General features: G+C 74.3%; 12 protein-coding genes and 1 pseudogene. 10 read left to right on the forward strand and 3 right to left on the reverse strand.

Annotated features, from left to right (window positions below; translation table 11 throughout):
• Positions 1-27 precede the first annotated feature (27 nt).
• Both AC061S_RS13900 and AC061S_RS13905 read left to right on the forward strand, forming a co-directional pair.
• The gene (locus AC061S_RS13900) at positions 28-633 is read left to right on the forward strand and encodes a hypothetical protein (protein WP_478686226.1); all 606 of its coding nucleotides are present in this window, start codon (positions 28-30) and stop codon (positions 631-633) included.
• A 131-nt stretch (positions 634-764) separates the two neighbouring features.
• A complete protein-coding gene (locus AC061S_RS13905; RefSeq protein WP_478686227.1) occupies positions 765-1220 on the forward strand; it encodes an SRPBCC family protein in 456 nt (151 codons plus the stop codon).
• A 12-nt stretch (positions 1221-1232) separates the two neighbouring features.
• On the opposite strand, the gene AC061S_RS13910 is transcribed toward AC061S_RS13905, so the two are convergent.
• Positions 1233-2879, reverse strand: a complete 1647-nt coding sequence (locus AC061S_RS13910; RefSeq protein ID WP_478686228.1) for an alpha/beta hydrolase — start codon at positions 2877-2879, stop codon at positions 1233-1235.
• Positions 2880-3274: 395 nt separating this feature from the next.
• Here AC061S_RS13910 and AC061S_RS13915 point away from each other — a divergent pair, with 395 nt between their 5' ends.
• Positions 3275-4003, forward strand: a complete 729-nt coding sequence (locus tag AC061S_RS13915) for a DUF4142 domain-containing protein (protein WP_478686229.1) — start codon at positions 3275-3277, stop codon at positions 4001-4003.
• A 9-nt stretch (positions 4004-4012) separates the two neighbouring features.
• Complete coding sequence (locus AC061S_RS13920; protein ID WP_478686230.1) at positions 4013-5407, forward strand: DUF1996 domain-containing protein; 1395 nt, start codon at positions 4013-4015, stop codon at positions 5405-5407.
• Between the two features lie 94 nt (positions 5408-5501).
• Here AC061S_RS13920 and AC061S_RS13925 read toward each other — a convergent pair whose 3' ends face one another.
• Positions 5502-6746, reverse strand: a complete 1245-nt coding sequence (locus AC061S_RS13925; RefSeq protein ID WP_478686231.1) for a PucR family transcriptional regulator — start codon at positions 6744-6746, stop codon at positions 5502-5504.
• A gap of 602 nt (positions 6747-7348) precedes the next feature.
• On the opposite strand from AC061S_RS13925, the gene AC061S_RS13930 reads away from it, so the two are divergent.
• The 6 genes and pseudogenes from AC061S_RS13930 (at position 7349) to AC061S_RS13955 (ending at position 14618) form a co-directional block, all read left to right on the forward strand.
• Positions 7349-8377 (forward strand): hypothetical protein, encoded by a 1029-nt coding sequence (locus AC061S_RS13930; RefSeq protein ID WP_478686232.1) that lies wholly within the window; start codon positions 7349-7351, stop codon positions 8375-8377.
• Complete coding sequence (locus tag AC061S_RS13935) at positions 8374-9825, forward strand: NADH-ubiquinone oxidoreductase-F iron-sulfur binding region domain-containing protein (RefSeq protein WP_478686233.1); 1452 nt, start codon at positions 8374-8376, stop codon at positions 9823-9825. The genes AC061S_RS13930 and AC061S_RS13935 overlap by 4 nt, the downstream gene beginning before the upstream one ends.
• A 115-nt stretch (positions 9826-9940) precedes the next feature.
• Positions 9941-10960: an SCO0930 family lipoprotein gene (locus tag AC061S_RS13940; RefSeq protein WP_478686234.1), complete on the forward strand. Its 1020-nt coding sequence runs from the start codon at positions 9941-9943 to the stop codon at positions 10958-10960.
• Positions 10961-10966: 6 nt separating this feature from the next.
• Entirely contained in the window at positions 10967-11425 is a 459-nt protein-coding gene (locus AC061S_RS13945; protein WP_478686235.1) for a hypothetical protein, read from the forward strand.
• 163 nt (positions 11426-11588) lie between these two features.
• Positions 11589-13137 (forward strand): annotated as a pseudogene (locus AC061S_RS13950) (aldehyde dehydrogenase family protein).
• A gap of 128 nt (positions 13138-13265) precedes the next feature.
• Positions 13266-14618, forward strand: coding sequence for a radical SAM protein (locus AC061S_RS13955; protein ID WP_478686236.1), 1353 nt, complete (start codon positions 13266-13268; stop codon positions 14616-14618).
• A gap of 10 nt (positions 14619-14628) precedes the next feature.
• On the opposite strand, the gene AC061S_RS13960 is transcribed toward AC061S_RS13955, so the two are convergent.
• Positions 14629-18036 (reverse strand): molybdopterin-dependent oxidoreductase, encoded by a 3408-nt coding sequence (locus AC061S_RS13960; RefSeq protein ID WP_478686237.1) that lies wholly within the window; start codon positions 18034-18036, stop codon positions 14629-14631.
• Positions 18037-18050 lie beyond the last annotated feature (14 nt).

Consider the following 18050-nt stretch of genomic DNA (forward strand, 5'->3'; position numbering starts at 1 on the left):
AGGTTCCTGTAAGTTCTTGTCGGCAGCGTGATCGGGATGGTGTGCGGGCTGCTGGCCTGGCCGCGCGGTGCCCACGACGAACTGGGGCGCGCCGTGGCCGAGCTGCTGCACGCCGCGGCCGACGACGTCCAGGCGGCCACGGCCGCCTTCGGGCGGGCCCGCGCGGTGGAGCCCGACCAGCGGGTGCGGCACGCGCTGGCCATGGCGGAGAGCGCGTACGCCCAGTACCAGACGGAGCGCCGGCATCCCGCCGCCGCCCCGGGCGAGGACTGGCAGGCGGCGATGATGACCGGCCACCACGTCCTCTGGGGCGGCCGCAGACCCCCCGGCGCCCCGCCGGGCCCGCGCGAGGAGGCCGTGGTGCGGGAGTACGGGGCCTGGGTGGCGGCCGGCCTGCGCCGCGCGGCGGCCGCCGCCGACCCCGTACACGCCGCCGGGCCCACGGACCCCGGTCCCGCCGGCCCCGCCCCCCGCCGGCCCGGACCCGAGGGCGCCCCGGCGGTGTTCTACACCGCGATGGCCTGGCTGGACTCGCTGAGCGCGGACCTGGCCCTGCTTGACCGGGGAGCCGGGGGAGCCGGGGGAGCCGGGGCCGGGGCCGGGGCCGGGGCCGCGGCCTCCGGACGGGCCTGAGCGCGCGGACGGGGCTGAGGGCGCGGGACCGGGCCCCCGAGCGCGCGGCGGTGCGCCCGGAGCGGGGCTCTGCGATCGTGGAAGGCGGGGTACCGGCGGCAGTCGGCGGGGGGCTGTGGTGAGGAGCGGGCATGTCCGGACTGTTCGAGGCGAGCGTCGAGATCGACCGGCCCGTCGCGGAGGTGTTCGCGTACCTCGCGGACGGGCGCAACGACCCGGAGTTCAGCCCGCGCGTCCAGCGCATCACCCGGAACCCGGACGGCCCGACCGCCGTCGGGACGGTCTTCCGCAGCACGGTGAAGGACGCCGGGATGAAGACCGCCCGGGAGTTCCGGATCACCGAACTCGACGCGCCGGGGCGGATCCGCTGGTCGGAGCTGAGCAAGAACCTGGTGACCGCCGAGGGCGGCTACGACCTGGCGGAACTCCCGGGAGGCCGGACGCGGTTGCGTGTCTTCAACACCCTGACCGGGCACGGTTTCGGCCGCCTCCTGGTCGGCCTGGCCCTGGGCGCGGCCCGCAAGGACGCCCCCGACTTCGGCCGCCGGATCAAGGCGGCGGCGGAGGCGTCCCCACGAGCGGAGTGAGGCCGGGCCGGGTCAGAACCGTCCGGGCCCGGACGGAATCGGCAGCGGCTTGGCCGGTGCCCCCCGCCTGTCCGCGACCGGCGGCGTCGCCCGGCAGGTGATGTCCTCGGCCGGCAGCCGGCCGGTGACCAGGTACGCGGTGACCGGGGCGTGGGCGCAGGAGGACGGATCGGCCAGGTACACCCCGTGGCCCTCACCGCCCTGGGCCAGCACCATCCGCGAGCCCTTCAGCGCCCGGTGCAGGCCCTGGCCGCTGACCAGCGGGGTCTGCGAGTCCCACTCGTTCTGCACGGTCAGCACGGCGGCCCGCGCCTTCATCGGGGTCTGCGCTTCGAGCGGCCGCGGCCAGAAGGCGCACGGCTTGATGTTCGAGGCGAAGTCCCCGTAGAGCGGGTACGCGGCCTTGTCCCGGACCGCGTCGCGCCGGTAGCGCTCGGGATCGCGCGGCCAGGAGTCCGTGTCCCCGCAGACCACGCTCCAGAAGACGGCGACGCCGTTGTCGGAGGCGGGCTCCGCCCGGGGCCCGGACTCGCCGGCGAGCGCCCGCTTCATGTCGAAGTCCGGCCCGGAGGCGCCGGGCGTCGTGGCCGGCTTCCCCTCCGCCGCCTCCTTCAGGGCCACGATCAGGGGGGTGACCTGCGCCGGGTAGAAGAACAGCCCGCGCGCGCCCCGGATGTCGTCACCGTTGATCTTCTGGCCCTGGAAGACGATCGGATCCCGGTCGGCGCGCGCCACCAGGTCCCAGAAGGTCTTCGACACCGCCGCCGGGCTCTCGCCGAGGTGGTGCTCGCCCGCACGATCCGCCGCCCACCGCGTCCACCGCGCGAAGGCCGGCTCGGCCTCCGTCGCCCAGACCTGGAACATGCCCCGCCAGATCCGTTCCGGGTCGACTCCGCTGTCGAGCACGAAGCGGTCGGTCCGGCCGGGGAACAGCTGCGCGTACACCGCGCCGAGGTACGTCCCGTAGGAGTAGCCCAGGTACGAGAGCTTCCGCTCGCCCAGGACGGCACGGATCGTGTCCATGTCGCGGGCGGTGTTGCGGGTCGTGATGTACGGGAGCACGGAGCCGGCCTTCTCCCGGCACTTCTCGGCGATGGTCCGGGCCCAGGCCACGTCGGAGGGGAAGGATCCGGGCCGGTACGCCCGGTCGATGCCCTGCTCGGCTTCGGCCAGCCCGCAGCTGATGGGGCTGCTGGCACCGACCCCGCGCGGATCGAAGCCGATGAGGTCGTACCGCTCGCTCACCTCCGCGGGGACCGCCTCGCCGAGGCTCAGCGGCAGATCGAGTCCGCTCCCGCCCGGCCCGCCCGGATTCATCAGGAGGATCCCGTGGCGCTTGGCGGGGTTCGTGCTCCGCACCCGGGACATCGCCAGGTCGAGGGTCCTTCCCGAGGGCCGCTTGTAGTCGAGCGGCACCTTGATGGTGGCGCACTCGTACGTGGCCGGCCGGTCGGCGGCGCAGCGGTGCCAGGCGGGCTTCTGCCGCAGGTAGTCGGTGCCGGCCTGGACGGTGCCGGCCTGGACGGTGTCGGCCTGGACGGTGTCGGCCCGGACGGTGCCGGTGGGCAGGGCGGACGCCTGGGCGGCCGCGAACAGCGGCACGGAACTCGCGAGGAGCCCGGCGGCGGCCAGGAGGGATGCCAGTCGTTTCTTGCGCACGAGGGCCTTCCTTTCGGGTGGGCGGTGGTCCGCCCCACCCTGGGTCACGCCGCGGTCCGGGCGAATCCACCTGAGGGGCGGGCCCCTCTACTCCTCGCGAACGACCTGAAATCCGGACAACTGGCCGACACGCCCGGTGTTTTGTCCCTGTGTCAGGTGTCGGTGGGTGCGGGCCGCACGGCGTCCGGGCGCGCGGCACCGTAGCAGTCTTTCGGGGAGTCGCCCGGATGTTTGTCCAGTCCGGATGGGCCTCGGGCGGGGGAGTCGCAGCCGGCACTAGCGTCCCTTGGCACCCGGGGCCCGGCGGAGCGGCGCGCTCCGTGCGGCGCCTCCCGGGCCGTCTCGGGAGCCAAGGAGGCACAGTGCTGTCAATCCGTCGGACGAACGTCGGCGGCATGTCGGTCGCTTCGCGACACGTGATGGGCACGGGCATCGTCATCGGAGCCCTCGCCCTCACGCTGATCGCACTGCTGATACCGGTCCGGAGCTTCGGCGGCAGAACCGCCACGGCCGCCCCGGCGCCGGCGCCCGCCCCCACCGCCTCGCCCGCCCCGGCCGATGACGACGGCGCCGGGGTGGTGAACACGGCCTTCGGCCCGCTGACCCCGCAGGACCGCGAGTTCGTCCGCAAGGTCCGCCTCGCCGGCCTGTGGGAACTGCCCGCGGGCCGGCAGGCCCAGGAGCGGGGGACCCGCAAGTCGGTGCGGACGGCCGGCGAGCACCTCGTGGAAGGGCACGCCGAACTGGACCGGAAGGTTCTGGAGGTGGGCCAGGCGCTCGGCGTCGAACTGCCCGACCGGCCGAACGGCCAGCAGCAGGCCTGGCTCGACCAGCTGGACCGGGCCCAAGCGGCCACGTACGAGCGGCTGTTCATCCAGCTGCTGCGCCGGGCGCACGGAAAGGTCTTCACGCTCGTCGCCCAAGTGCGGGCGCAGACCCGCAACTCCGTGGTCCGAGAGCTCGCCACGGACGCCAACGCCACGGTCCTGGACCACATCGCGGTCCTCGAAGCCAGCGGACTGGTCGACTTCGAAGGCCTCGCGGACACCCCCGCCCCGGCCGCGCCGCCCCGGGCCACCGCACCCACGGACCCCCCTCCCACCGACACCCGACCGAGGAAGTGAAGTGATCACATGCGCGACAACGACTCCACGGAAGGCCCGGCGCGCCGGGACAGGGCAGGCCACAAACGCCGGTCGCGCCCCCTGTACAAGGCGCTCGCCGCCGCGTCCGCACTGGTCCTGGGCGGCGGCGGGGTGGTGATCGCGGGCCAGGCGGCCTCCGCGGGTCAGGACCCGGCGCGCCCGGCTCCGGTGACCGCCACCATCGACTGCCCCGACGTGGGCGACCGGCTGCGCGAGGTCCCCGATCAGGCGCGCGGCGAGGTGGACCGGGAACTCGCCGGTCTGGACACCCAGATCGCCGACGCCTACCAGCGGCTCGCCACCGGCCGGGCGCCGGCGGACGCGCTGCTGGGGGAGCTGAAGGAGCGGCGCGGCGCCTCGATCGGCCGTGTCTCCGAGGCGATCGGGCGGACCGCCGCCCGCCCCGACGGGCTGGCGGAGCTGAGCGCCTGCGCGATGCGGGAGGCGCCGGCCGCCGAAGAGGAGACCGTCCGGGGCGGCGCGGGCGGCGGCGCCGCGAAGGGAGGCCCGGCCCGCGCCGACTTCGTCCCCATCGGCTCAGTGAAGCCGAACGTACGGCGCCCGGCACCCGAGTCCGACGCCTCCAAAGGCTCCTTCTCCGTGGAATGCGGCCGCAACGAAGAGCGCCACCTCAACCCGGACAACGTGATCGTCGCCCCCGGGGTGAGCAACGGCGCCCACCACATGCACGACTACGTGGGCAACAGGACCACGGACGCCTTCTCCACCAACAACAGCCTCGCCGCGTCCGCGACCACGTGCACGAACGGTGACCTGTCCACCTACTACTGGCCGGTGCTGAGGCTGCGCGACGGCAAGGCGGAGCAGGACGCGGGAGCCCCCGGCGGCGGCCAGGACGCCAACGTGGGCACGATCCTGCGACCGAAGCAGGTGACCATCCAGTTCCGGGGAAGCCCCGTCTCGCGGGTCACCGCCATGCCCCGCTTCCTGAGGATCATCACGGGCGACGCGAAGGCCTTCACCAACGGCCCGGCCAACGCCAACGCCTCGTGGAGCTGCACCGGCTTCGAGAACCGCCAGCTGAAGGACAAGTACCCGATCTGCCCCAAGGGCACGGACGTGGTGCGGACGTTCTCCTTCCAGAGCTGCTGGGACGGAAAGAACACCGACAGCGCCAACCACCGCACCCACGTGGCCTTCGCCGGCCGCGACGGCTCCTGCCCCGCGGGCTTCAAGGCCGTCCCCCAACTGGTGCAGCGGATCGTCTACGCGACGCCCCCCGGAGCCCGCTTCGCGGTGGACAGCTTCCCCGAGCAGCTGCACAAGCCGGTGACCGACCACGGCGACTTCATCAACGTGATGCCGGACGATCTGATGGCCCGGGCGGTGCGCTGCGTCAACGGCGGACGCACCTGCCGCTGACCGGACGCAGAGGCGGTGCCGGCCCCGGAGCACACTCCGGGGCCGGCACCGCCTCGTCCGTCCGTTCTGTTTGCTCTTCCCGCTCCGCGAGGACTCAGAGACCGTTGACGCGGGCGATGCGGCCGTCGCCCGGAGACGGGCGGAAGTCGGCGCCCACCAAGCGGGCCCGGCGGCTGCCGCGGACCGGACGCAGCCGGACCTGGGCCATCAACCGCCGGCTGCGCAGCGCCAGTTCCAGTTCGAAGCGGGTACGGGGGTCCCGTAGGCCGGGGCCGAAGAGCTTCTCCAACTGGCGCATCCGGTAGCGGACCGTCTGCGGGTGCACGCTCAGGGCCTTGGCCGCCTCGGGCGCTCCGCCGCCCTCCAGCCAGGCGAGCAGGGTCACTTCGAGCCGCTCGCTCTGGCGCGGGGTGAGGTCCGCCAGAGGCCGCAGCCAGCGGGCGGCGAGTGCGTGGGCCAGCGGCTCGTCCTGGAGCAGCAGCAGCGTCGAGAGGTGGTCGTCCACGAAGACGGTCCGGGCGTCCGGGCCCGAACGGGCCTGCGCCGGGACCAGCGCGAGCAGGCGTACCGCCCAGCGCAGGGAGGAGGCGGTGTCACCGGGCGCCACCGGGTGGCCGACCACGGCGAGGCGGCCGCGCAGCGCTCCGTCCAGGGCGGTACGGGCTTCCGGGTCGGCGGTGGGAACGAGCAGGCAGGGCTGACCCGCGACGATCCCGCCGAGGCAGTCGTCGAGGAGGGCCGCGAGCTGCTGGGTCTCGCCGGGCGAGGCCAGGGCGACCGCCCGCACGGCGACGGGGAGGGGCCATCCGGCCGGGCCGGCGAGTTCGGCGAGTTCCGCGAGAGCCGTTTCGCGGTGCGGGACGTCACCCGTGAGCAGGGCGAAGAGCTCGCGCCGGGCGTGCTCGCGGACCGAGCCGAACCTCTGTAAGGGCACGGCCTGGAGCGGTGGCGACTCACCGCCCCGGAAGGCCGCGTGCGGGTGGGCGTGCGGGTGGGCGTGCGGGTGGGGCCGGGCGTGCTCGGCCTCGAAGTCCGCGGTCGTCGTGACGGCGGGTCCGGGGCCGGACCGGGTCGGTGTGTGGTGGTCCGACGTCTCCTGTGCGCGGGCCGGGCCGGCTCCGCCGGCGCCCTCGCGGTAGCCGAGGGCGGTGAGGAGGGCCCCCTCCATCCTCCGTCTGACCACCTCGTCGCCGATGTCCTCGACGAGCGCCGAGAATCCGGGGACGGTCTCCCGCAGTTCCTCCACCAACCCCGCCGCCACCGTGGGCAGTTCCTTGCGCAGGACCCGGGTCCACTCGCCGCGCGGGCGGGACCAGATGCGGTTCAGAAGTTCGCACATTGTTACCTCGTTCAAGCCGGGGTATGGCCTGCCCCGTGGGACGGTGGCAAGCCCGCAGTCCCGCGGCATCGGCTCGATCGCCGTCGGGGAGGCGCGGCGGCGGATCAGGTGTCAACCCCGTCGCAACCGCACCACTGGAAGGGAATCTTCCGGGGATGTTCGATGCGATGGCTGTGCGAGGGCCAGAAATTATCACGTTTCGATAAATCCCGTGGAGGGCTTGCATACCTCCACGATGCTTCTGCACTCCGGCCCCCGCTCCCGGCCGGCCCGGTGGGCCAGGCGCCCATCTCCCGCCCGCCGGGGAGCGGTTGCGACGTCGACCCCCGGGCGCCGAGCGCGAGGTGGAAGTGCTCGGGTCCGGACGTATGGGAGACCACATGCCCTTGCTCCAGCCCCGTCTGCCCGGCCGTTCGCACCGGGCCCGCCGCACGAGAGGCCGTACCCGGCGCCACGCCGGAGCGCCGTCCGGACCGGCATCGGGCCCGGTATCAGGCCCGGTATCGGGCCCGGTTCCCGGACCGGTCCGCGGACCGGCATCCACGGCGGCATCCCCGACGGCGTCGACGCCGGCGTCGACGAGCGCCTCCGGCCGGCGGGCGGTGCGGCGCCCGCCGCTGCTGTCCGCCGCCGGGGGACCGCACCCCGCCGCCCTGGGTGCGGCGGCCCTCGCGGCCGCGGCCGCCCTGCTCGTGGCGGCCCGCGCCGGTGCACTGACCCGCCTGTGGGACTTCCTCGACCACGCGGCCGGCGTGCTCTCGCTGGTCTCCCTCACGGGCGCCGTGCTGTGGGGCCTGGCGGCCACCGACCGCAGACTGCTCGCCTCCGGGCACCGGCTCGTCGCCCAAGCCGCGCACCGCGGCCTGGCCGTCGCCGGACTCGGCTTCCTCCTCCTGCACGTGTGGATCAAGGTCGGGCGGTCCCGGACCGACGCCGCCGCCGTGCTCCTGCCCTTCACGGACGGCCGGCAGCCGCTGCTCATCGGCCTCGGCAGCCTGGCCGGCTACGGGTTCGTCGCCGTTGCCGTCTCCGGTGCCGTCCGCGGCACCTTCGCCACCCGGGGGCGGTCGCTGTGGTGGCGCGCCCTGCACATGGGCGCGTACCCGGCCTGGGGGGCCTCACTGGTACACGGCCTCAAGTCCGGTCGCCCCGCGAGCGGTTGGGTGACTGCCGGATACGCCCTGTGCCTGCTCGCCGTCGCCGGCCTGCTGGCGCTGCGGCTGCGCGCGAAGCTCCGTACGCTGGCCGCCGCGCAGCCGCGCACGAGGCCCGGTACGCCGCTGCGCGCCGACCCCGCGCGACCGTCCGGCGCACCGGCATCGCCGCCGGCGCAGTCCCCGCCGCACGCGCCGCCGCACGCGCCGTCCGTACCCTCCCGGGTGCCCGGGCAGGCGCCGCCGCACCGGCCGGCGCCCTTCGTGCGCAGGCCGGCGGAGTGGGCGGCGGAGCTGCTGACCGCGCGGCTGACCCGGCAGCGGGGCACCACGGTGTTCCCCGGCCGCCCGGAACGGGCCGCGGATCCGTCCGCCGGGCGGGCCACCGGGCCGTCCGCCGGGCCGTCCGCCGGGCCGTCCGCCGGGCCGTCCGGCTCGTCGCCCGAGCCGCTCGACGGCGTACGGAGCGGACGATGAGCGGCTCCGGGACGCGGCCCGCCCTCGGCTGTGTGGGAGGACCCCGGCTGCTGGCCGGACTCGACACCGCGGAGCGGCTGGACCGGTCCGGCCACCTGAGCGTCCACGGCGCCCTGCCCCGCTACCCCTCCGAAGGGCTCGTCGAACTCGCCGAGGGCATCGCCCTGGGCGGCCGCGGGGGAGCGGGCTTCCCCTTCGCCCGCAAGCTCCGGGCCGTCATCCGGTCCGCCAGAGGGCAGGACGGACGCAGCGCCGTGGTCGTCAACGGGACCGAGGGCGAACCGAGTTGCCTGAAGGACGCCGCCCTGCTGCTCTACGTGCCGCACCTCGTGCTCGACGGCGCGCTGGTGGCCGCCGCCGCGCTCGGCGCCGAGGACGTGGTCGTCGGCGTCACCCGGCCCGACGTGGAGCACTCGCTCACCGAGGCCGTCGCCGAACGGGGCCCGGCCGGGCGGCGCGTGCGCGTCGTCCGGCTCCCCGAACGCTTCGTCACGGGCGAGGGCACCGCTCTCGTGAACGGCCTGGACGGCGGGCCCGCCCTGCCCTCCGGGCACCGTACGCGGACCAGCGAACGGGGCCTCGGCGGCCTGCCCACGCTGCTGTCCAACGCGGAGACCTACGCACAGCTCGCCGTCGCCGCCCGCCTCGGCGCGGCCGCGTACGGCACGGCCGGTCTGCCCGACGAACCCGGTACGACCCTGCTGACCGTGGCCGGGACGACCGTCGTCGAGGTACCCCTGGGCACGTCCCTGGAGTACGTACTGGACCTGTGCGGCACGGTGCCCGGACAGGGTGTGCTGATCGGCGGCTTCCACGGCCGCTGGCTGGACCCGGGGGCGGCGCGCGAGGCGCTGATCTCCCGGAAGTCGCTGGCGGCCCACGACGCCGTCCTGGGCGCGGGCGCGGTGCTGCCGCTGCCCGAGGACACGTGTCCGGCGGGCGAGGTGGCCCGGGTCGCACGCTGGCTGGCACGGGAGTCGGCGGGCCAGTGCGGTCCGTGCGTACGGGGGCTTCCCTCGCTCGCCGACGCCGTGGAACGGCTCGTGGCCGGCGGGGGAGGCGCGGCCCTCGACGCGGTACAGGCCCGCATGCGGGGGGTGCGCGGCCGGGGAGCCTGCTCCCACCCGGACGGCACGTCCTCGTTCGTGGCCTCCGCGCTCGCCGTCTTCCCCGACGAGTTCCGTGACCACGCCCTGGGCAGCGGCTGCGGACGCCGTGTGCTGGGCGCCCTGCCGCTGCCCGCGGACGAGAGCCCCGAACGCCTGGTCGTCGACTGGACGTTGTGCAAGGGGCACGGCCTGTGCGTGGACCTGCTGCCCGATGTGGTCCGGCTCGACGAGGACGGCTATCCGGCCCGCGGCGTCATGCCGGTCCCCGGTCCCCTGCGGCCGAAAGCACTGCGCGCGGTGCGCCGCTGCCCGGCGCTCGCGCTCCGCATCCAGGAATGAGTTCACGCTTTGGCGTGATCTGACAAATTCCCGCGCCATCGAATGCGGCGGCCCCCGCAGCCCTTATGAATATCCCGACGGACGCACGCGGAATGGAAAACCGAAGGAGAGAACCATGGGCAACAGGAACCGGGCGACCACGGCCGCCGCCGGATCGGTGCTGACGGTACTTCTGCTCGTGTCGGGATGCGGCAGCGGTGATGGCGGCGCCCGTACGGTGACCGTCCGGGCGGCCGGAGCAGAACGGGCGGTGGGCCACGGCGCCGGGGACGGCGAGGGCTACGGCGAGGGGTCGGAGGCGGATACGGAAGCGGATGCGGGCGCGGACACGGACGCGGACGCGGACCCGACCCCGGCCGGCAGGCTGTCAGTCCGGGAGATCCCCGAGGTCGGCAGCGTGGTCACGGACGCGGCGGGAGCCACGCTCTACCGGTTCGACGAGGACACCGCCCAGCCGTCCCGGTCGAACTGCGAGGACGGCTGCGCCACCCTCTGGCCCGCAGTACCGGCGGACGGGGCGCAGGCCCCGGCCGGCATCGACGCGGGATCACTCGGCTCGGTCGAGCGGCCCGACGGCACCCGCCAGCTCACGCTCGCGGGGTGGCCCGTGTACCGGTACGCGAAGGACACCCGGCCGGGCGAGGCGAAGGGCGAGGGCGTCGGCGGCACGTGGCACGCGCTGGCGGCGGACGGCAAGAAGGCGGCGGACGGCAAGAAGGCCGTGGACGGCGGCGAAGCGGCGGACGGCGGCCCGGCGGGCGCCGGAAAGGAATCCGCGCCGCTCTCCGCCGTGGACGACGCGAAACTCGGAAAGCTCATGGTGGACGCCCAGGGGCGCACGCTCTACCGGTTCGGAAAGGACAGCGCCTGGCCGATGAAATTCGGCTGCCTCGGTTCCTGCTTGAACACCTGGAAACCGGCCGCACCCGTGGCAGGGGGAAAGGCAGTCGGAATTGCCGCCGGGCTGGTCGGCTCCGTGGAACGCCCCGACGGAACCCGTCAATTGACGATCGACTGCTGGCCGGTCTACCTCTTCACCGGAGACACCGCACCCGGCCAGACCAACGGGCACGGCCTACAGGACCTCTGGTTCGCGGTGAACGCCGCGGGCGAGCAGATCCCGGCGGCGGGCTGACCGGCCGTGCCCGACACGACAGACCGGGCGCCCCGGGCGCCCCGCGCGATCGCGCTGCTCGCCGCCCTCCTCTGCGTCGGCTGCACGGCAGGCGCGGGCAGCGCGGGCAGCGCGGGCGCCGCGGGCACAGCCGGCGGGGGGCGAACGGCGCCCGCGCCCCCCGCCCCCGAGCCGCTGGACCGGATCGCGGCGGTCCTGGGCTGCACCCCCGAGGTGACGGTCGACGCCCAGGAGGTGCGCGAGGGCGCCTGCGCGGTGGGCGCACAGGCCTTCCGGCTGGTCACCTTCAGCACGGCGGAGGGCCGTGCCGCCTGGCTGTCGGAGTCCCGGCAGTACGGCGGCACGTACCTCGTCGGCGAGCGCTGGATCATCACGGCGCCCTCGGCGGAGGCCCTCACCCAGGCCCGGGCCGGCCTCGGCGGAACCCTGGACTCGGCCCCCGAGCACCACGGCGCTCACCCGTGACGGAGACGGCGCAGATCTCGCCGTCGGCCGCCGGCCGCCGGGGCAGGGGCGAGGCTCGCGCCGGGGCGACTCGCCGCCGACGCCCGAGAGCACGGATGCCGCACGGAAGGTACGTACGGTCGGAACCTCCCTGCCCCGCCCGTCGTTGAGCGGAGACTCACAGATGGCACAGCCCACCCCCCTCGTCCTCAAGCCCGGCACGGCCTGGGCCGATGCCTGGCGGCGCGCCCTCGCCGCGGCCCCGGAGGCCTTCCGCGAGGACGGCGTCCTGAACCTCTGGGCCGGCGACTGGCAGAGCGACGGCCATGCCCTCCCCGCCACCAGCCCCGTGGACGGCAGTCCGATCGCGGGCCCGCCCCGGCTCGACGCGGGCACCGCGACCAAGGCGGTACGGGCCGCCCTCGACCAGCACCGCGCGTGGCGGCGGGTTCCGCCGGCGGAGCGCCGGGCCCGGGTCACCGCCGCCCTCGACGCCCTCACCGAACACCGCGACCTGCTCGCCCTGCTCCTGGTGTGGGAGATCGGCAAGCCCTGGCGGGCGGCCCGCGCGGACGTGGACCGGGCCATCGAGGGCGTCCGCTGGTACGTGGAGCACATCGACAGGATGCTGGCGGGCCGGACCCCCCTCGACGGCCCGGTGTCCAACATCGCCAGCTGGAACTACCCCATGTCCGTCCTGGTCCACGCGATGCTGGTGCAGGCCCTCGCGGGCAATGCCGTCATCGCGAAGACCCCCACCGACGGCGGCCTGGCCTGCCTCACCCTCGCCTGCGCCCTCATCCACCGAGAGAACATCCCGGTGACCCTGGTCAGCGGCAGCGGCGGCGAACTCTCCGAGGCGCTCGTCCGCTCCCCGGAGATCGGCTGCGTCTCCTTCGTCGGCGGCCGCGACACCGGCGCCCGCATCGCCACCGCCCTCACCGACCTCGGCAAACGCCACATCCTCGAACAGGAGGGCCTCAACACCTGGGGCATCTGGGAACACACCGACTGGACCGCCCTGAGCGCGGCCATCCCGAAACTCTTCGACTACGGCAAGCAGCGCTGCACCGCCTACCCCCGGTTCGTCGTCCAGCGCACCGCCTTCGACGCCTTCCTCTCCGCCTACCTCCAGGCCGTCTCCGCCGTCCGCACGGGACACCCCCCTCGCCGTCGCGCACCCCGACGATCCGCTGCCCGAGCTCGACTTCGGCCCCCTCATCAACGCCGCCAAGGCCGCGGAGCTCACCGAGCACGCCGCGGCGGCCGTGGACCGCGGCGCCGTCCCCCTCTTCCGCGGCACCCTGGACCCGGTCCGCTTCCTGCCCGGCCAGGACACCTCCGCCTACGTGGCCCCGCTGGCCCTCCTCAGCCCGCCGGCCTCCTCGCCCCTGTACCACGCGGAACCCTTCGGCCCAGTCGACACGATCGTGCTCGTCGACACCGAGGCCGAACTGCTGGCGGCGATGAACGCCTCCAACGGAGCCCTGGTCGCCACCCTCTCCACCGATGACCCGGCCACCTTCGGCCGCCTCGCACCCCAGATCCGCGCCTTCAAGACCGGCCACGGGACGCCCCGCTCGCGCGGGGACCGGGAGGAGCTCTTCGGCGGGTTCGGCGCCTCCTGGCGGGGCGCCTTCGTCGGCGGTGAACTCCTGGTCCGCGCGGTCACCCACGGGCCCGCCGGCGAACGGCTCCCGGGAAACTTCCCGGAGTACCAGCTGATGCCCTGAGGAGCCGCCGAGGAGGCGCTGCGTCGGGGCCCGGGCGCCCTGATTACAGTGAGATCACCGCCGCGCCGCGCGGAACGCCAAGGGGGCGGACCGCCGCGGCCCGGCAAGAGCCTGGAATGGAGCCGCAGATGCAGAGTCCCAGCCGTACCGCGCTGATCGAGGACCTGATGGGGCGCTTCCCGCACGTGCCCCGGGAAGCCGTGATCAAGGAAGACCTCCTGCGGGGCGGCATGGCCTTCGACGAGTCCGCGCTCAGCGGAGGCGCCGACGGGGCCTCGGGCGACGTCAAGCCGAAGTCGTACTTCATCTTCTCCTTCGACCACCGCACCCTCCCGGAGCTCGGTGCCGCCGCGCTGAACCGGCCCCCCGAGGAGATCGTGCTCACCGGCGGCCCGTACGACCTGCGCCGCACCGTGGTCTCCGTACGGGTCAACCCGGACTCCCCGTACGTGGTGCGCGGCGGTGAGGACGGTGCGCTCGGCCTGTACCTGGACGGCGTGCGGATCGCGGACGTCGGCCTGCCGCCGATGCCGGAGTACTACAAGCACAAGCTGTCCAACGGCAAGTCGGTGATGGAGGTCGCGCCGACCATCCAGTGGGGCTACCTCATCTACCTGACGGTCTTCCGGGTGTGCCAGTACTTCGGCGCCAAGGAGGAGTGCCAGTTCTGCGACATCAACCACAACTGGCGCCAGCACAAGGCGGCCGGCCGCCCCTACACCGGCGTGAAGCCGGTCGAGGAGGTGCTGGAGGCGCTGGAGATCATCGACCGGTACGACACGGCGGGCATCTCCCGGGCCTACACCCTCACGGGCGGCTCGATCACCTCCCAGGTCGGCGGCCGTGACGAGGCCGACTTCTACGGCCAGTACGCCAAGGCCATCGAGGAGCGCTTCCCCGGCCGCTGGACCGGCAAGGTCGTCGCCCAGGCCCTGCCCCGCGACGCCGTGCAGCGCTTCCACGACCACGGTGTCAAGATCTACCACCCCAACTTCGAGGTGTGGGACGAGTACCTGTTCAAGCTCCACTGCCCCGGCAAGGAGCGCTACGTCGGCCGCGACGAATGGCACCGCAGGATCCTTGACTCCACCGAGGTGTTCGGCCCGCGCAACGTGATCCCGAACTTCGTGGCGGGCATCGAGATGGCCGAGCCCTTCGGGTTCACCAAGGTGAGCGAGGCGATCGCGTCCACCCAGGAGGGCCTGCGGTTCTTCATGTCGCACGGCGTCGTCCCGCGCTTCACCACCTGGTGCCCGGAGCCGACGACCCCGCTGGGCAAGGCCAACCCGCTGGGCGCGCCCCTCGAGTACCACGTCCGCCTGCTGGAGACCTACCGGGCGACGCTGGAGGAGTTCGGCCTGAGCTCCCCGCCCGGCTACGGCCCGGCCGGCCCCGGGCGCGCGGTGTTCTCCGTCTCCTCCTTCATGGACAGCCTGGAGGGTCTGGAGGAGAAGGAGCAGACGGAGAACAGCACCGTCTGACAGGTCCGGCTCAGAGGTCGAGCACCAGGTCCGAGGTCGGCAGGGACTGACAGGTGAGGACGTCGGTGTCGGGCAGGTCTTCCGAGGGCGTCACCAGGTGGGCCGCCGTGCCCCGCAGCACGGTGCAGGCACAGCTCTCGCACTGCCCGACCCGGCAGCCGCTCGGCATGGCGACCCCGGCCGCCTCGCCGAGGGCGAGGAGCGGGCCGTCGTTCTTGCGCCAGGTGGCGCTGCGTCCGGACCGGGCGAAGGTGACGGTGTACTCGGCGTCGTCGGGCACCGTCACCTCCCGCCGGGCCGGCCGGAACTTCTCGCCGAACACCTCGAAGCGGGGGACACCGCGCGCGATCAGCGCGCCGGTGAGGGCGTCGAGCATGGGCTGCGGTCCGCACAGGTAGAAGCGGGCGCGCCGCTCGACGAGGCCGGGGTCGATGTCGTCGACGGTGATGAACCCGGTGCGGTCGTAGTCGCGGCCGAGGACGTCCTGCGTACCGGGAGCGGCGTAGTGGTCGACGACCGTCAGCGCCGGTATGCGGGCGGCCAGTTCGCATATCCGGTCCCGGAAGGGATGGTCGGCCGCGTTGGTGTTGCCGTAGTGCAGGACGACCTCGGGGACCGTGCCGCCGGTGGCGGCGAGGGTTTCGAGGTAGCTGAGGAACGGGGTGATGCCGATGCCGCCGGCGAGCAGCACGAGCGGGTTGTCGGTGTGCGTGGGGATGGCGAAGACGCCTCCCGGGCTCGCCAGGTGGAGCCGGTCGCCGACCCGGAGCTCTTCGTGGACCCGGGTGGAGAAGGCTCCTCCGGGGATGTGGCGTACGGCGAGCCGGTAGTCGGTGCGGCCGGCCGCGAGGGCGGGGCCGGTCAGGGAGTAGCTGCGGCCGTCCGACGGGTCCTGCACGGTGCCGTCCGGGTTCTCGGCGCGGACGGTCAGGTGCTGGCCGGGCCGGTGGTCGGGGAGGGCTCCGCCGTCCTCGGGGGTCAGCCGCAGGCCGCGGATGCCGGGGCTCACCTCGGTGAGGGCCGTGACGGTGAAGGGGCGGGTGCCGAGCCAGGTGCCGTCACCGGCCACCGGACTGATCCGGCAGGCGGCGGAGCGCAGCGGCGCGGAGCCGCTGAGGGGATCGGTGTCGGTGTGGTCGACGAGCCGGTTGAAGTTGCTGCCCGAGGGGCCGGTCGGGTCGGCGCCCGGGAGGGCGAGGTCGGTGGCCTCCTGCCACCAGCCGTACTCGCCGACGACGACGGAGGGGTGGAGGGAGTCGTCGAAACGGGCGCGCAGCCGGATGGAGCCGAGGCGCGTGGCGAGCTCCACCCACTGGCCCTCGCCGATGCCGTGGGCGGCGGCGGTCCGCGGGTGCAGGTCCACGGAGGGGTCGGTGGCCCGGCGGCGCAGCGAGGTCAGGGACCGCTGCTGGCTGTGGACGAAGTACCCGTGCTTGGCGCAGGTCAGCACGAGGGGGTACGCGGCGTCCGTGGGAGCGGGGTCGTGGTGCTCGGGCACCGCCGGGTATCCGTGCTCCAGCAGCCGCTCGGAGTACAGTTCGACGCGCCGGGTGGGCGTGGCGAAGCCGGTCACGGTGTCCGAGTCGCCCGGTACCGGTGCGGCGTACGTGCGGTAGGCCTCCGCGCGGGGCACCCGGACGCCGCCCGGCTGTCGGCGCAGCTCCTCGACGGTCAGGCCGAGGGGTTCGAGCTGCCAGTTCCAGGCGGCCTCGATGTCCCCGTCGAAGAAGTCGGCGCCCATGCCCAGGCGGCAGGCGAGGTCGAAGACGAACTCGGTGTCGCTGCGGGACTCGCCCCGCGGCTCGACCATCCGCGGCCGGAGCTGTACCTGCTCCTGGGCCCGGTGGCTGACCTCGAAGCCGAAGCGCAGGGCCTCGTGCTCGTAGGAGCTGTTGACCGGAAGGAGGAAGTCGGCGCTGCTGCTGGTCGGGTTGGGGAAGAGGTCGAGGTGGACCTGGAAGTCGAGCGCGCCCAGCGCCCGCGCGGTGCGGTCGGAGTCGGGCTGGGCGACGACCAGGTTGGACCCGAAGCCGACGAGGGCGCGGACGGGGTAGGGGCGGCCGGTCTCGATGGCGGTGCACAGGTCGCCGGAGTTGATGTAGCCGAAGGCCGGCGGGCCCAGCGGGTGCTTGTCGAGACCGAGGGCCTTGGCGCGCTGTTCGGGGGCGAACTGGGCGAACGACGCGGCCGGGTTGTGGGGCGGGGCGGGGACGACGTGGTTGCCGCCCGGGGCGTCGTAGGAGCCGGTCAGCGCGTAGAGGGTGGCCAGGGCCCGCTCGGTCTGCGCGGCGTTCGCGCTCTGCCCCACTCCGGTCCACCCGTAGTAGGTGACCGACGGGGCGGCGGCGATCTCCGCGGCGAGGGCGCGGATCTCCCGCTCGGGGATCCAGGTGGTGGCCGCGACCCGGGCCGGCGGCCAGGCCGCGCAGGCGGTGGCGTACCGCTCGAAGGCGGGCGCGCAGTCGACGACCGAGCCGTCGCGGAGGGCGACCGCCCGCGTGCCGCGCAGCGCGAAGCGCCCCGGGCGGACAGCGGCGCGCGCGGTGTCGTACGCCTCGGCCCGGCCGGTCTCCTCGTCGGAGACGGCGAAGCCCGCGCGCTCGTCGGATGCGCCGGGGAGCTCGTTCGCGCGCAGGAACCGTCCGGTGTCGGCGCGGACGAGGAGGGGGCCGTTGGTCCAGGCGCGGACGAAGTCCGCGTCGTAGCCCTCCTCGGCGATGAGCAGGTGGGCGAGGCCCAGGGCGAGCGCGGCGTCGGTGCCGGGGCGGACCCGCAGCCAGTGGTCGGCCCGCAGCGCGCTGGTGGAGCGGCGCGGGTCCACGACGGCGAGCTTCGTGCCCGCCGCCTGGGCGGCGGAGAGGGCGGCGGACTGGGCGAGCCAGGTCTTGGCCGGGTTGAAGCCCCACAGCAGGGCGAGGTCCGCGTGCGCGTAGTCGGGCGGCGGGATCGGAGAGCCGAAGGTGAAGGCGTGCGCGAAGTCCTTGTGCCAGTTGCAGATCTCCGCGCTGTACACGGTGTTCGGGCTGCCGAAACGGCGTACGAAACGCTCGATCCACTCGGTGGCGTCCGACACCATGGTTCCGGAGGGCGTGGCCACGGCGAAGGCGACCGACTCGGGGCCGCTCTCGGCGGCGATCGCCCCGATCTTCTCGGCGATCTCCTCCATCGCCTCGTCCCAGGAGACGGGCACCCAGCCCGGGTCCGGGTCGGACTTGGGGTTGGTTCGGCGGAGCGGGGTGGTCAGCCGACCCGTGCTGTGCGCGATCTCGGGGGCGGAGCGGCCCTTGGGGCACATCGCCGTGCCGGTCGGATGGTCGGGGTCCGGTCGCACGCCGGTCAGCCGGCCGTCCTCGAGGGTGAAGATCGCGCCGCAGCGCGACTTGCAGAGGGTGCAGAAACCCCTCTTCTCTTCGGACACGACAACCTCCTGGC

It is taken from the genome of Streptomyces sp. CA189 (assembly GCF_056428985.1).

Bases quoted from the DNA above. Each gene is read 5' to 3' on its own strand.
- AC061S_RS13905 (WP_478686227.1), top strand. From the start codon at position 765: ATGTCCGGACTGTTCGAGGCGAGCGTCGAGATCGACCGGCCCGTCGCG.
- AC061S_RS13915 (WP_478686229.1), top strand. From the start codon at position 3,275: ATGTCGGTCGCTTCGCGACACGTGATGGGCACGGGCATCGTCATCGGA.
- AC061S_RS13920 (WP_478686230.1), top strand. From the start codon at position 4,013: ATGCGCGACAACGACTCCACGGAAGGCCCGGCGCGCCGGGACAGGGCA.
- AC061S_RS13925 (WP_478686231.1), bottom strand. From the start codon at position 6,746: ATGTGCGAACTTCTGAACCGCATCTGGTCCCGCCCGCGCGGCGAGTGG.
- AC061S_RS13935 (WP_478686233.1), top strand. From the start codon at position 8,374: ATGAGCGGCTCCGGGACGCGGCCCGCCCTCGGCTGTGTGGGAGGACCC.
- AC061S_RS13940 (WP_478686234.1), top strand. From the start codon at position 9,941: ATGGGCAACAGGAACCGGGCGACCACGGCCGCCGCCGGATCGGTGCTG.
- AC061S_RS13955 (WP_478686236.1), top strand. From the start codon at position 13,266: ATGCAGAGTCCCAGCCGTACCGCGCTGATCGAGGACCTGATGGGGCGC.